Origin of the sequence: Bacillus sp. 95MFCvi2.1 (genome assembly GCF_000374965.1) — a bacterium.
Lineage (GTDB): Bacteria > Bacillota > Bacilli > Bacillales > Bacillaceae_G > Bacillus_A > Bacillus_A pseudomycoides.
Genome location: NZ_KB895692.1, coordinates 238424 through 254189 on the forward strand (window position 1 = coordinate 238424; position 15766 = coordinate 254189).

Annotated in this window: 13 protein-coding genes; 3 read left to right on the plus strand and 10 right to left on the minus strand. The window is 36.3% G+C overall.

The window, feature by feature from the left end; translation table 11 throughout:
* Positions 1-66 precede the first annotated feature (66 nt).
* The 3 genes from glcD to C568_RS0106865 all read left to right on the plus strand — a co-directional run bounded on the left by glcD (position 67) and on the right by C568_RS0106865 (position 4093).
* The gene (gene glcD / locus C568_RS0106855) at positions 67-1479 is read left to right on the plus strand and encodes a glycolate oxidase subunit GlcD (RefSeq protein ID WP_018781066.1); all 1413 of its coding nucleotides are present in this window, start codon (positions 67-69) and stop codon (positions 1477-1479) included.
* Positions 1476-2804, plus strand: a complete 1329-nt coding sequence (locus C568_RS0106860; protein WP_018781067.1) for a (Fe-S)-binding protein — start codon at positions 1476-1478, stop codon at positions 2802-2804. The genes glcD and C568_RS0106860 overlap by 4 nt, the downstream gene beginning before the upstream one ends.
* A 458-nt stretch (positions 2805-3262) precedes the next feature.
* Positions 3263-4093: a CAP domain-containing protein gene (locus C568_RS0106865; protein ID WP_018781068.1), complete on the plus strand. Its 831-nt coding sequence runs from the start codon at positions 3263-3265 to the stop codon at positions 4091-4093.
* Positions 4094-4461: 368 nt separating this feature from the next.
* Here C568_RS0106865 and C568_RS0106870 read toward each other — a convergent pair whose 3' ends face one another.
* The 10 genes from C568_RS0106870 to C568_RS0106915 form a co-directional block, all read right to left on the minus strand.
* A complete protein-coding gene (locus C568_RS0106870; protein WP_018764147.1) occupies positions 4462-5067 on the minus strand; it encodes a DUF1648 domain-containing protein in 606 nt (201 codons plus the stop codon).
* A 90-nt stretch (positions 5068-5157) separates the two neighbouring features.
* Positions 5158-6081: an RluA family pseudouridine synthase gene (locus tag C568_RS0106875; RefSeq protein WP_018781069.1), complete on the minus strand. Its 924-nt coding sequence runs from the start codon at positions 6079-6081 to the stop codon at positions 5158-5160.
* A 100-nt stretch (positions 6082-6181) separates the two neighbouring features.
* Entirely contained in the window at positions 6182-6598 is a 417-nt protein-coding gene (locus tag C568_RS0106880) for a hypothetical protein (RefSeq protein ID WP_003206419.1), read from the minus strand.
* Positions 6599-6881: 283 nt separating this feature from the next.
* Entirely contained in the window at positions 6882-9077 is a 2196-nt protein-coding gene (locus C568_RS0106885) for an MMPL family transporter (RefSeq protein WP_018781070.1), read from the minus strand.
* A 324-nt stretch (positions 9078-9401) separates the two neighbouring features.
* Positions 9402-10049 carry a phosphatase PAP2 family protein gene (locus C568_RS0106890; protein ID WP_006094077.1) on the minus strand — a complete coding sequence of 216 codons (648 nt, stop codon included), beginning with the start codon at positions 10047-10049 and terminating at the stop codon, positions 9402-9404.
* A 225-nt stretch (positions 10050-10274) separates the two neighbouring features.
* Positions 10275-11324, minus strand: coding sequence for a polyamine ABC transporter substrate-binding protein (locus C568_RS0106895; protein ID WP_003196038.1), 1050 nt, complete (start codon positions 11322-11324; stop codon positions 10275-10277).
* A 35-nt stretch (positions 11325-11359) separates the two neighbouring features.
* Positions 11360-12160, minus strand: coding sequence for a spermidine/putrescine ABC transporter permease PotC (gene potC / locus C568_RS0106900; RefSeq protein ID WP_003206425.1), 801 nt, complete (start codon positions 12158-12160; stop codon positions 11360-11362).
* 6 nt (positions 12161-12166) lie between these two features.
* On the minus strand, positions 12167-13012 hold the full coding sequence (gene potB / locus C568_RS0106905; protein WP_018764143.1) for a spermidine/putrescine ABC transporter permease PotB: 846 nt from the start codon (positions 13010-13012) through the stop codon (positions 12167-12169).
* The gene (potA, locus tag C568_RS0106910; RefSeq protein WP_006094076.1) at positions 13009-13992 is read right to left on the minus strand and encodes a spermidine/putrescine ABC transporter ATP-binding protein PotA; all 984 of its coding nucleotides are present in this window, start codon (positions 13990-13992) and stop codon (positions 13009-13011) included. Before potA ends, potB begins: the two co-directional genes overlap by 4 nt.
* 235 nt (positions 13993-14227) lie before the next feature.
* Positions 14228-15595 carry an aldehyde dehydrogenase gene (locus C568_RS0106915; RefSeq protein WP_018781071.1) on the minus strand — a complete coding sequence of 456 codons (1368 nt, stop codon included), beginning with the start codon at positions 15593-15595 and terminating at the stop codon, positions 14228-14230.
* Positions 15596-15766: the final 171 nt, after the last annotated feature.

Here is a 15766-nt window from a genome sequence, read left to right on the forward strand (position 1 = left end):
ATGATGAAATGAGTCAAACTCTTATGAATAGGATAAACAAGTTAACAGTTTGAGGGGGATTTTCTAATGTTAGAACAACATATTATTGATTCATTCGTATCCATTGTTGGCAAAGATAATGTAGATACGTCCAACATGGGACGTTTAACGTATAGTTACGATGCAACTCCAAATTTCCAAGCGATGCCCGATGCGGTTGTCGCACCACGCAACACGAACGAAGTAGCTGAAATATTAAAAGTATGTAACGATCATAAAGTTCCAGTTTACGTACGAGGCTCTGGAACAAATCTTTGCGCAGGAACATGTCCACTTGAAGGCGGAGTTGTTCTTATCTTCCGCCATATGAATCATATTTTAGAAATAGATGAAGAAAACTTAACAATTACCGTGCAAGCTGGTGTCATTACACTTGATATTATTAAAGCAGTGGAAGAAAAAGGGCTATTTTATCCACCAGATCCAAGCTCTATGAAGATTTCTACAATCGGTGGGAATATCAATGAAAATTCCGGTGGCTTACGCGGTTTAAAATACGGTGTAACACGAGATTATGTTATGGGCCTTGAGATTGTCTTGCCAAATGGTGATATCATTCGCACCGGTGGTAAATTAGCAAAAGATGTAGCTGGCTATGATTTAACTCGCCTATTCATCGGCTCTGAAGGCACACTTGGTGTTGTAACAGAAGCCATTTTAAAACTTGTTCCAATGCCTGAAACAAAGAAAACAATGCTTGCATTATATCAAGACATCAATGAAGCCGCTCGTGCTGTATCAGCAATTATTGCCAATAAAATTATTCCAGCAACACTTGAATTTTTAGATCAACCAACAATTGAAGTGGTAGAAGAATTTGCACAGATTGGTTTACCAACAGATGTAAAAGCAATTCTCCTAATCGAACAAGATGGCTCTCCTGAAGTTGTGAACCGCGATATTGAAAAAATGGCTGAAGTTTGCCGTTCTATGCATGCGGTTGATGTTCGTATTGCAAAGGATGAAACAGAAGCAGATGCACTCCGTACAGCGCGTCGCAGTGCGCTCTCTGCTCTAGCAAGACTGAAACCTACCACAATTTTAGAAGATGCTACTGTACCACGTTCTCAAATTGCTCCTATGGTTGAAGCAATTAATGCCATCGCTAAAAAATATGATATTTCTATTTGTACATTTGGGCATGCTGGTGATGGAAACTTACATCCAACATGTATGACCGATGCTCGTAATGCTGAAGAAATGCACCGTGCTGAACAAGCCTTTGCAGAAATTTTCGAAAAGGCAATTGAACTTGGTGGTACCATTACAGGTGAACATGGCGTTGGTGCCATGAAAGCTCCTTATTTAGAGTTGAAATTAGGAAAAGAAGGCATCGCTGCTATGAAAGGTATTAAGCAAGCTTTCGATCCACATAACATTATGAATCCTGGAAAAATGTTTGCCAAGGACTCTCGTAAAAGAGTGGTGGTAGAAAGATGACAACATTAAATAAGGAACAGATTCAAAAAGCATTTAAAGAACGCCTGAATGAAGATGAATTATTAAACTGTATGCGATGTGGATTTTGTTTACCAACTTGTCCTACCTATATTCAATCTGGGTATAAAGAGTCTCATTCCCCGCGTGGTCGTATCGCTTTAATGAAGGGCGTTGTCGATGGATTAATTGAGCCGGATGAAGATATTGAAAATACATTAAATGTTTGCCTTGGGTGCCGCGCTTGTGAACCTGTTTGCCCATCTGGCGTAAATTACGGACATTTATTAGAAGAAGCACGCGATATTATGAATCAAAATAAAAAGTTCTCTATGCCCGTCAAAGCTGTTCGCAAAATTGTATTCGAAGGCTTATTCCCGCACCAAAACCGCATGCGAACATTAACAGGACTAATCGGTTTTTATCAACGCTCTGGCTTACAAACGTTAACACATAAAACAGGCATTATGAAGTTGTTCCCAGAAACACTCGCAACAATGGATCTCGTCTTACCAAAAGTACCTAAGATGAAAGAAATGAAAAATCGCCCTGAATTTTTACCAGCTGAAACAAGAAAGAAAAAACGTGTTGCTTTCTTTACTGGCTGTTTAATGGATACAATGTTTTTGGAAACAAACAACGCTACGATGAAACTCCTTCAACTTGCTGGCTGTGATGTTGTGATTCCAAAAGAACAAAGTTGCTGCGGAGCACTACATGGTCATGCTGGGGAAAAAAGTGGCGCAAAAGAGCTTGCAAAACGAAACATCCAAGCCTTTGAAGATTTAAAAATTGATTATATTATTACAAACGCCGGTGGTTGTGGCGCGTATCTCGTAGATTATGACTACTTATTAAAAGATGATCCAAAATGGGCAGAACGCGCAAAACAATTTGTTACGAAAATAAAAGATATCACTGCTATTTTAGTAGAATTAGATTTTCATAAACGAACTGATTTACGCCTTCCTCCGCAAATTATTACGTATCAAGACTCTTGTCACTTGCGTAATGTCATGCGGACATCTTCTCAACCTCGTATGCTCTTACAAGCAATTCAAGGTGTGACATATCGTGAAATGAAAGAAGCGGATCGTTGCTGTGGTTCTGCTGGTATTTATAATATTGTACATTCGGAATTATCCATGGAATTTTTAGATTACAAAATGGAACGTGTTCATGAAACCGATGCAACAACAATTGTCACTGCAAATCCAGGGTGCTTACTACAAATGAAACTCGGCATTGAACGTGAAAAGCTTTCTCATAAAATGAGAGGTATTCATATTGTAGATTTATTATTAGAAGCAATTGAATCAAACTCGTAATATATGTAACGATGTGAAAACGGCTATCTCTTTCTTCTATGTAAAGAGATAGCCGCTTTTTTATTCGCTACAAGATTAAAAATATGTTACCGTCTATAAAAAAAGAACAACAAAAAGATTACAACTTTGTAAAAAAGCATCCATTATATTCCTCAAAAAAATGGTAAAACCCTTGGTGTGAATGGTTTTCATCTTTCCTAAATAGGTAATTTCACCCAAAATATCACCTTTATAAGCAAGGCAGAAAATGCTGAAATTTCCTTTTACAATCTAGTTTTCTCGCATTTCATCTCTTATTTAAATCTAGGATAAAATAGGTAATTTTATAGTCTATGTATTTTTTTCCATCTTTTTTCCGGCAATTTGTATGCTACGATGAATTTGTCAGTCGGACAGGCTGTCAAAAATAAATCTGTGTGAGAACAGTTAAAAAACTTTTACATAGGGGGACACATATCATGAAAAAGCGTGTTTTATTATCTGTAGCAGCAGCAACTGCATTTACATTCGGAGCATCTACTCTTAGTGCCGAGGCAGCAACGGTACAACCATCTACAATAAAGGTTCAAAATATTCAGCATTCTAAAGTCTTTATGCAACATATGAATCAACAAGAATTACAAAAATACTTACAATCTATGGGAATTAACTCTCTAGCACAATGGAATCAAGTAAAATTCCAACAAGGGAACTGCTTCATTCCTGGTCAGCAACCAAACGTACCTACTACACCAGAGGTTACTAAACCTGAAACTACTAAACCGGTAGAACAAAAACCGGCTGAAGAAACAGCAAAACCAGAGGCTCAAAAGCCGGCTGAAAACAACAACAACAATACTAATAACAATACTAATAACAATGAAGCACAAAAACCGGCTGAAAATAAGCCAGCTGAAGAAGCAAAAGGCTCTTTAAGCGAATTTGAACAACGCGTTGTTGAATTAACAAATGCTGAGCGTGCAAAACAAGGCTTACCAGCATTAAAAGTTGACGCTGAATTAAGTAAAGTTGCACGTGCTAAATCTGAAGATATGCAAAAAAATAACTACTTCGATCATAATAGCCCAACATACGGATCTCCATTCGATATGATGAAGAAGTTCGGTATTTCTTATAAATCTGCAGGTGAAAACATCGCACAAGGCCAACGTACACCAGAAGAAGTTGTACAAGCTTGGATGAATAGTGAAGGTCACCGTGCAAATATTTTAAATAGCGGTTACACTCACATCGGTGTTGGTTATGTTGAAAGTGGAAACTACTGGACACAACAATTTATTACGAAGTAAGTATATGAATTAAAACCTTTCTTTTTAGAGGGGGAGAGAGGATCTGGCCGCACATAGAAGCGGTCAGATCCTTTTTCTGTCCCATGCCATGTGAAACCAAAAGGAGACAATGGGTGCAGGTCTCCTTTTGGTCTTCATAGCCGCGACTTATATATTGGAAAATCAAAATGGATTTATATATATAAGGAGTCTCCTATTATAGAAGACTCCTTTTTTCCCTCTATTCGCGAGCAGTAAGACCCCCACCTCAAAATTCAGCGAAAACAAGACGTTAGGTTTTGGGATCAACTGCCCGGAAAAGCCCGATTGGTGAGGGCCGATAATCAGCGGGGGGAGATAAAGAAGCTCCCACTGATTAAAGTTTTACTTTATGTTTCATAATTTTCTAGTATATATGAATACAAAATACAACACATAAAAGCAATAGACCCACAGCTAATCACACCGATTAGTAGATACAATCCCCATTGTAGTTTCAAAAACAAACAAATTAATATGATAAGCGACATGTATTGAAAAATACGCTGACTAAACAAACGTATTTTCTGTAACACAATCGGCTCCTCTTCTTTTTTTCTTCCTTTTTTAAATCCTTTACTAACCATAAAAAGAAACGCGCTAATCCCTATTATAAGACCCGTTTGAAATGGTATATCTATTCCAGTGCCAATAGCAAGAATAAACATATGAATAAACAATAAAAATAGCGATACATTCTCTTTAAATCTCATCACAATATAGTGGTCATTCTCATTAAACTTATATACGTAACGTGAGATTATATACAGCAGACCATGAAAAAAAACAATAAGATAAGGAATAAATAATACCACCACTTGCTTCCTCGCATATTCATTTGGTTCACCATTCTGATTCCAGTGCACCGCTAGATAATTCGGTAAATTTGGATATAGAAACAACGTAAATAGAAGGCCAGCAAAAAATATACCCATAATATATTTATATCTTACCAAGTAATCTTCACCTCTCTTTTCTATTTACGGCTTCGATTTTCACAAAAAATTTCCTGCAAAAAATATCTTTCTCAACTAAACAAAAAAACTTTACTTGTTCGACGTTTGGAAAGATTTCATGATGTTATTTAAATAGCTAGGAAGTGGAACCTCTACTGTTATCTCTTCTTTTGTAATTGGATGTAAAAATGCAATCCGCATAGCATGTAAGGCTTGACTTGACATATATGTGGATTGTCCACCATATAACGTATCACCAATTAGTGGATGACCACTATGACTCATATGAACGCGAATTTGATGTGTTTTTCCTGTCTCTAATTGTAACGTTACAAGCGTTACATCTTGATGCTTAAAATATTTCTCTACCCGATAATGCGTTACCGCTTGATCGCCTTTTAAAGAAACTCGGCGTCTTGTTGCATGATGTCGATCTCTTCCAATCGCTGCGTCAATTATCCCTTGCTTCTTTTTTACTTTCCCTTCCACCAATGCCAAATATGTTCTTTTAATGTTACGCTCCGTTAATAACCGATCCATAATAGCACCAGCTATCCCATGCTTTGCAAATACAACGCCACCCGTTGTATCTTTATCTAATCGATGAATATGCCGTACTTTCGTCTCCACACCTTGCATTTGTAAATGAAAAGCAACAAGGTTTGCAAGTGTTCCTGTTCCACCTTTGCTAGAAGGATGCGTATCCATATGCGCAGGTTTATTTACAATTAATACGTGATCGTCTTCAAATATCATTTCTAAATCACCGAACTCCGGCTGGACACCATATTCTTCCTGGATAAACATATGAACTTGCAATTTATCTCCTTCTGCTAAAGGTTCACTCCATCGTTTTCGTTCTCCATTGACGATGATACCTTTTTCCATACGAAGTTGATGTAATAGTTTTTTTGGGACGCCCCATTCTTCTTTTAACAAAGAATCAATGCTGATACCGCTCCATTTAGCAGGAACCGTAATTTCACACCATTCTCCCTTTCTTTTCATTTCCATGCTTTATCCACCTTATTTCTATTGATTCTACTATTGTAACGGAAAATGATTCATTATGCATTGTTTAAAGCAAAAGACAGTCTATTGCATAGACTGCCCTCTAAGCACGTAATTTCTTCATTTCTCGTAACATTTGTTCTGCTTTTTGCTCATAAGATAAATCTTTAAAAAAATCTGCTAATCGCTTGTAGTCATTGTAAGCATCTAATAAATCATCTATCGTTTCTTCCTGAGAAACTTTTGGCTTCGATTTCATTTTCACCGGGTACCGATAACCGGACATCTCATGTATTTTATAATATTCTTCCTCCACTTGAATTACTTTCACAAGTTCCTCTTCTTCAGCATCCATTGTGTACCCATCAAATTCCCTCAGTAATTCATAAATAATATGAGTCCATTCATCTTTTGGGTAAAACCCTTTTTCTAGTCTATAGCCGACAATGCGATACATGTGCCCATCATTTTCTGCAAACTGTACAGTATCATTTAACTTAAATTTAAAATAGCGAAACATTGTCTTCACCTGCTTTTATATGTATTGTTCTTACCACATACTATTTGCAAAAAGAGGGTGATGCTATTCATAAAAAAAAAGCGCTCATCCTATAAGAGAAACTGCTAAAAAACTTTTCTTTTTGGGTGAGAGAGGAAATGAGAGAAGATCCACTTTTGTATTCATATCTGCAATTGATATGTCAGTAAATCAAAATGAATATATATGGAAAGAATGGCGGATCAAAAAAAACCACTGAAAAACTTCCGTTTTTCAGTGGTCTCTCTACAAGATGAGCGCTTTTTTAATCCGATGATTTTACTTTTTTCTTTCGGAACGGCAGCCACCAGTTCCAATCTCCGAACATTTTCATTAAACTTGGTACAAGCATAAGTCGAATTATTGTTGCATCAAGAAAAATAGCAAGTGCCACACCGAGTCCCATTTGCTTTACTGGTAAAATATCAGTAAATGCAAATGCTCCTGTTACAACAATCATAATGAGAGCAGCTGATGTAATGATACGACTCGTTGATACAAGTCCTTCTAACGTTGCCGTATCATTATCTCCTGTCTCTTCATACAATTCATGAATACGAGAAATAAGAAATACTTCATAATCCATACTTAAACCGAACACAAGGCCGAATATAAAGATTGGTAACACGAATAAAACTGAACTTTCTTCCAATCCAAAATGCCCACCTTCAAATAGCCAAATCACAATACCAATGGTTGCGCTTAAACTAAGTACATTCATCACAATGGCCTTAATTGGAATAAGTATAGATCGGAATGCAAAGAGCAAAATAAAGAAAGTGGAACCGAAAATGACAGACATCCCAACCACAACTTTATCTTTAATTTCATCCTCTAACTCTTGTTGAAATGTTGTCATACCACCTAAATAATACGTAATACTGTCATCTTTATACGTGTCTTTAAAATCACGAACCCATTGCTTCGCAGTTTCCGTTCTCGGCTTTGTATCCAAGGAAATTTGAAGAGTTGTTTTATTTCCTTTTGTATATGCTTCCAGTATAGGTTCCACTTGCGTACGCTGTGGGGATTGTAACAATGTAGCAAGCTGTTCAGGTTTCATACCGTTTAGTTCGTCATATAGACTTTTTACTTTATATACACGCTTATCTTTTTTCAGTTTTTGAATAACATCTTCTAACTTCTGTAAATTTTCTTTCTCTATGACATTACTTTTCATCTCTAGTACTAGTGTAACATCAGCATGTGTTTTTACAATTTTGTTAAATGACTCTTCATACCTTTCATATGCAATTCGTGTATCACTTTTCTCTGGCAATGCTTCTACACCAGGAAATTGCAGATTAGCAGTACGGAGCGGCAACAAACAGACAATAATAAACAATGTAACAACGATAATCATCATAATAGGATGCTTCATAACAAATTGAGCGAACTTACGCCACATATTTGAAGTGCGAGGTGCAGTTTGATCCCTTTTCAAGATTCGCTTCCCTATTAACGATAACAATGCCGGAAGAAGTGTAAGTGAAAATAACATACTCATTACAACAACAATCATCCCGCTAATCGCAACAGACTGAATATAATCAATTTCAAAGAAAAACAAACCGGATAAACCAACAAAAACACATAACCCTGAAAATACAATAGCACGCCCCGCTGTTTGATATGTGACAGCTATCGCCTCTTTTACTGTCCGATATGCCACTTCATCTCGAAACCGATTCACAAACAGCAATGCAAAGTCAATTGATAGCGCAAGCCCAATCATAGGTGCAACATTTAATACAAAAATAGATAACTCTTTATCTACACCAATAAAATATAAAATGCCCATTGTACTAATAACACTCAGCGCCCCATTTAAAATCGGCAAGATGGAAGCAAGCAAGCTACCGAATGAAAATAGTAGTACAAGAAAGGCAATTGGCAATCCGATCATTTCTGCTACTTTCAAATCATTTTGTGTCCGCTCATTAATTTCTTCATTAATCTTTGGAAAACCTGTTGGTGATACTTTCAAAGTATCGTTACTTTCCTTTTCTATTTCTTTTGCAAATTGTAATGTCTTTTCATTCCGTTCTTTACTTGTTTTCCCGGAAAATAAAATTGTCGCATACGCAATATCGTCTTGTAACATTTCTTTATTTTCTAATGGATGATGGAATGAATCATACGTTTCTTTCGTTTGAATTCTTGTTGTAATGTCTTCGATTCTTTTTTGAAAATCCTCTTTTGAAATTCCTTTGTTCTTCTGGAAAACAAGAAGGAGCGTATCTTGAGACTGTTTAAAATCTTTATCTAAAATTGCTTTTGTCGTTTGATAGTCTCCTTTTGTTTGGAAACCATCGCCCCCTAATACCCCTGGAAGTTTTGGTGCGAAAATGCCGAGTGCTATCGCTAACACAACTAATGTAATTATGACTGTATAGCGAAGTTGATAAAGAAAACTACCGAAATTCCCCCATTTATCTATTTTATGTACATTTGTCTTCACACATCTTCACCTACTTTATATAATTAGTGAATCTTTCTATATAAATCCATTTTAATTTTTCGACATATAAGTTGCTGCGACGAAGAACAAAAAGTGACCGCTACTTGTTTTCTCTTTCTGTTTTCATTTGGCATGGGGCTGAAAAAGGATCTGACCGCTTCTATCCACGGACGGATCTTCTCTTCCACCTAAAAAATGGTTTATGTCGGTTTTTTCATTTGGATTTATATATATTTTAGCACATATTACCATAATCAATTAGAGAATTTGGTATGAAAAAAAACGTCCGAAAAACCCAGTAATCTGAGCCTTTTCGGACGTGTCTCATCTCTCTTGATTCGTTCCAAATCGCTCCGAAAATAAGCGATGAAAATAAATAGCGATAATTAATGCCATACCACTTAAACAATAGCCAGCTAAAATATCAGTCGGATAATGTACAGATAAAATAATCCTACTTAATCCAATCCATATGATTAGCAATGCCATCGCAATCGTAATAACAACTTTCCCAGCCACATTTTTTACGTTTGCAGCAATGATATAAGCAAGAAATCCATACGTAATCATTGATAGCATAGCATGGCCGCTCGGAAAACTATATCCAAGGGCATCAAGCGCTTCATTTAAGCTCGGACGATCTCTTTTCATCATTTCTTTTATTCCTTTATTCACAAGATGTGTCATTAACACGGCCGTAGGATACACAATCATCGCGGCATAGTAACGTTTCTTCCAAAACACGAACAGACTAAGAATAAGCGTGCTTATAATCCCAATTGCAGATCCCATTTTTGTAAAATATGTAAAAAACACAAGTGAACTTTCTGTTTGTAATCCTCTTACAAGATCTTTCACATATATATCAAGTGTTGTTACACCATCTGCTTGTACTCTCCAAGCAATGAGAGCAAATGCAGCAAACAACAAGAGAATACAAGCAAGCCCATATCGATGTAATTTTCGTTTCAAATTTTTCCTCCTATTATGAAAAAATGCGGTTCCTATTTAGAAACCGCATTTTATTATATATCCAGTTTGTTTTTCCAACACATAAATCGCGGCTATGAAAATAAAAAGGAATCTCCACTCATTTTCTCCCTTTGTTTTCACGCGGCATGGGGCGAAAAAAGGATCCGACCGCTTCTATGCCCGGCCGTACCCTCTCTCCCACCTAAAAGATTCAGTTCTCTGTTTCTATTTTCCTTTTGTTTTTAACTCTGTCCAGTAACGATCATACTCTTTTAATTTATTGTCTACATCAACAAGCCACTCTGTACGAGCTAATTCGTCTTTCGATAAGAAAATCATATGATTATCACGATACTCTTTACTGTGAAGTTCCCATGCTTTTTCATTTGGATTACTATATCCAATGGATTCATAGTTTTTTACACTTACTTTTTCATCCATTAAGTAGTTCATAAACTTCTCGGCAAGATCTTTATGTTTCGCACCTTTTGGAATTGCTAATGTATCCGCCCAAATTGTACCGCCTTCTTTTGGAACAACATACTCTACATCTTTATTATCTTTTGCAATGAACGCTGCATCTCCAGACCAGACTGTTCCAATCCAAGCATCCTCTGTAATAAACTTTTGTTTAATATTATCTGTATCAAATGCAAGTAAGTTAGGAAGTAATTTTTGCAAGTCAGCAGCTGCTGTCTTTAACTCTGCATCATTTTGTGTGCTGTTTGAAAATCCGTTCTTTTTCAGACCCACTCCTAACACTTCACGAGAATCATTTAATAAAGTAACATGTCCTTTATATTTCTCATTCCATAAGTCGCTCCAACTTGTTGGCGCTTCTTTTACATACTTTTTATTGTAAGCAATTCCTGTTACACCCCAAGTGTATACAAGCGAGTATTTATTCTCTGGATCAAATGAAGGTGTTTTAAAATTTGAAACAAGATTTTTTACATTTGGAATGTTCTTCTTGTCCAATGGCTCTAATAAATCCATTTTTGCCATCGTTTTAACCATGTAATCTGACGGTTGAATTAAATCATATTTTGCACCACCAGCTTGTAATTTCGCAAGCATTTCTTCGTTACTTGCGTATTTATCATAGTTAATTTTCACGTTATATTTTTTTTCAAAATCCTTTAACACTTGCTCATCAAAGTTATCAGCCCAGCTATAAATATTTAGCTCCTCTTTCTTTTCACCACAGCCAGCAAGTACACCGGCAACAAGGCTAAAGCTAATTGCTGCACCAGCTATTGTTTTCATCCATTTCATCGATTCATTGCCTCCTCGTTCTTTGTAATTCTCTCTTATAATGGAAGATGTCCTCCAGAGTTTTCTTCACCATCTGCACCTTTATTACGGAATATTTCCGATGCAACCATTAATCCAACAATAACAACAATTAATATTGTAGAAAGAGCATTAATTTCAGGTGTTACTCCGCGTTTCACCATACTGTAAATATATAATGGCAATGTTGTTGATCCTGGTCCAGACACGAAGAAACTAATCACAAAATCATCGATTGATAATGTAAATGTTAATAATGCCGCTGAAATAACCCCAGGTGCAATTCCTGGAAACGTTACATAACGAAACGTTTGCCATGGGGTTGCACCTAAATCATTCGCCGCTTCTTCTAAATCACGTCCCATACCAGAAAGACGTGCTGCTAAAATCACAACAACAAACGAAATACTAAATGTAATATGTGCAATAATAATGGTAACTTGTCCAAGTTCCATCCCAATTTGACTAAATAAAATGAGTAATGATAATCCCATTAAGATATCCGGAATTAGAATCGGTAAATATACAAGACCATTAATTGCTCCTTCAAAACGATATTTATAACGATGTAATGCAACAGCAAAAATCACGCCAAGAACCGTTGTCACAACTGTCGTCACGATTGCAATTGTAATACTATTTACAAATGCATCAATGACATCTTGCTTTTGAAACAAATCTGTATACCAATGGAAGGTAAATCCTTCCCATTCTGCGTTAATACGCGAATCGTTAAAAGAATATACCATTAGAACCATCATTGGAAAATACAAGAACAATAAAATCAACCAAGAATAAGATACTAAAAACTTCTTCATCTTTGTCTATTCCCCTCCGTTTCCGTATTTATATACTTTCGTCGCACGATAATATAAGTAAATTAACAGAACAGAGAACAGAACAACAATAATTGATAATGCAGATCCAAATGGCCAGTCACGCGCACCTAAGAATTGGTTTTGAATCACGTTTCCGATCAATGCTACTTTTGATCCACCCATGACGTCTGATACAACAAACATTCCGATAGATGAAACAAATACTAGAATCGAACCAGTAGCGACCCCTGACATCGTCATTGGCAATGTCACATTCCAAAATGCCTTCATTGGTGTTGCCCCTAGATCATATGCTGCTTCTAACTTACGTTTATCAAGCTGCTCAATCGCTGCATACACTGGTAAAATCATAAATGGAAGTAAAGAATATACCATTCCTAATATTACAGATGGTGTATTATATAATAAATTTAAAGGTTCATTAATAATGCCTAACTTCAGCAATAATGTATTTACAAGACCTTGTGAACGTAAAATAACAATCCATGCATATGAGCGCACAAGAAAGTTAATCCAAAACGGAATCGTTGCTAATAATAGAAGAATAGAACGATATTTACGATCAACAATTGTAATTGTATATGCAAATGGATAACCAATGAGTAAGCAAAGTACTGTTGTAATAACTGCAATTTTCACTGTTTCCCATAATGTATTCATATACAACGGATCAAACACGCGCGATATATTATCTAATGTAAATTGCATTTCCACTGTCCCGTATGCTCCACGCTGTAAGAACGCAAATGCTAATACGAATACAAGCGGAAATAAAAAGAAGATTAGCAACCATGTAACTGTAGGTAATGCGAGTAGTTTCCCTTTTTTCAATTTAAGGTCACCTCATCCTCTTGCTCCCAGCCTACATATACATTATCACCGATACTCCACTGCGCTGCTTCTTCGGCAGTTTGATATGCCATTAATAGTTCTGATGTTTTTTCATCGCGTACATAAAGCTTTTCCATATTTCCAACAAATTCAACATCTTCAATATGCCCAAGATGGTATTCTTTTAAAATCGGTTGCTCAACCGAACGTATTTTTACATTTTCAGGGCGCACTGCTACGTAGCTTTCCCCATTTTTTATAATATTATTTTCACCAATGAACGTCGCAACAAACAACGTTTTCGGTTCTTTATAAATTTCCTTTGGCGTTCCGATTTGCTCAATATGTCCTTTATTCATAACAACAATTCGATCACTCATACTCATTGCTTCTTCTTGATCGTGTGTTACATAAATGAACGTAATTCCTAAATTACGCTGCAAATTTTTCAATTCACGCTGCAAATCTTTTCTCAACTTAAAATCAAGCGCTCCAAGTGGTTCATCCAGTAATAACACACGCGGATTATTTACGATTGCTCTTGCAATTGCAACACGCTGTTGTTGTCCACCAGAAAGTTTTGCAGGCTTACGATTACGGAATTCAAGGAGCTGCGTTAAGCGCATCGCTTCTTCTGCACGTTCTTTTTGTTCTGCCGCTGATACTTTTTGCATCTTCATACCAAAACAAATATTTTTCTCCACCGTCATATGTGGAAATAATGCATAATGCTGGAACACTAGGTTCATATGACGCTTATAAGGTGGTAAATCGTTAATTCTATCCTCGTCAAGTAAGAGATTCCCTTTTGTAGGAGTTTCAAAACCTGCAATCATACGAAGTAACGTTGTTTTCCCACACCCACTCGGTCCAAGAATTGTTAAAAATTCTCCTTCTTTAATATCTAAAGAAAGAGGTGGTATAATCACTTGATCTCCAAAATGTTTTTCTACTGCTTCAACTTTAATAATCTTTTTCATTTTCCCGTCCTATCTACCTCAAATTTTTAATCTTTATATTCATGAATAAATATTAGTTTTCTATCAATTCTTTTGTTTCGATCCAAACAAAAACGATTGTTTAACAGCGTCCTCATCTATTCTTTATGTAGTATGTTTGATTCATTTTCGCATGATACATATGTCGAACAGAAAAACCCCTTCAGGCGAGAAGGGGTTTTTATCATACGGCTACGCCTACTGATAAACACCATCATCATTTTAACAACTTTCGTATGAATTTTAAAGCACTTTTTGTAGAAGAATAACGAATTTTCATATCAAATACTGTAGATTGGGATAAAATGCTTTTATAGTGTGAAAATGTGCGAAAACTTTGTTTTCCATGATAACTTCCTAATCCACTGCTCCCAACACCACCAAAGGGTAGATATGGCGTAGCAAGATGATATACAACGTCATTTATACACCCACCGCCATATGAGACATTACGTGTAATTTGTCTTTGAATTTCTTTACTCTCTGAAAATACATATAAAGCTAATGATTTAGGTTGTCGCTGAATTCTTTCCATAATGTCTTCTATTTTCTCATACTCTATAATCGGCAAAATTGGACCGAAAATTTCATCTTCCATAACGGAATCCTGCCATGTAATATTCGTTATAATACTAGGCTCAATATGCAGAGTTTCCTCATTATATTTCCCACCAATTTCAACCCTACCATCTTGTAAGAAAGAACATAATCTTTCAAAATGACGTTTACTGACAATCCGAACGTAATTTTCATTTTGCAGTGGTTTTTCGCCATATTGATTTTTAATTTCAATTCGTAGTGCTTCAATAAATTGTTCTTTTACAGAAGAATGAACATATATGTAATCAGGTGCAACACATGTTTGTCCCGCATTCAAGAATTTCCCCCAAACTATGCGCCTTGCTGCTATTTCTAACTTTGCATCATTATGCACAATACATGGGCTCTTTCCACCAAGCTCTAACGTAAGGGGAATCAAACTTTTAGCTGCCGCCTCCATAACAATTTTACCCACTCCAACGCTACCGGTGAAAAAAATATAATCAAACGGCTCTTTTAACAGTGCTGTACTCTCCTCAATACCGCCTTCAACAACCGCAACAAGTTCAGCCGGAAATAACTCTTGTAACATATTTGCAAGAAGACTAGAAACATTAGGTGTCAATTCTGACGGCTTTAATACAACCGTGTTTCCAGCGGCTATTGCCCCTACAAGGGGTGCAACCGCAAGTTGAAAGGGATAATTCCACGGAGCCATTACAAGGGTAACACCATAAGGCTCTGGAACCACTTTTCCTTTCGAACCAACATGTGTAAGTGCGGTACGAACGCGCTTCGGCTTACTCCATGAAGAAAGATGTTTCACTAAAAATGAAATTTCCTTTAATACGTATCCAACCTCTGTCGTAAATGATTCATGATCTGATTTATTTAGATCCAATTTTAACGCTTGAAAAATATCAGATTCAAAACGCTGAATCCCTTCATATAATCTTTTTAAATGTTGCTTTCTTTCTTCTATATTTCTTGTGTGACCTTTATAAAAATATGACTTTTGCTCGTTCACAATAGAAGTGATATCCATCTACTATCCCCACCTTCTATATTTACATTGCCATTTCAACATATACATTACTGTTATGAAAACAAAAAGTGACCTACACTCATTTTCTCTCTTTGTTTTCACTTGGCATGGGGCAGGAAAAAGATCTGACCGCTTCTATGCTTGGACGGATCCTCTCTACCACCTTAAAAA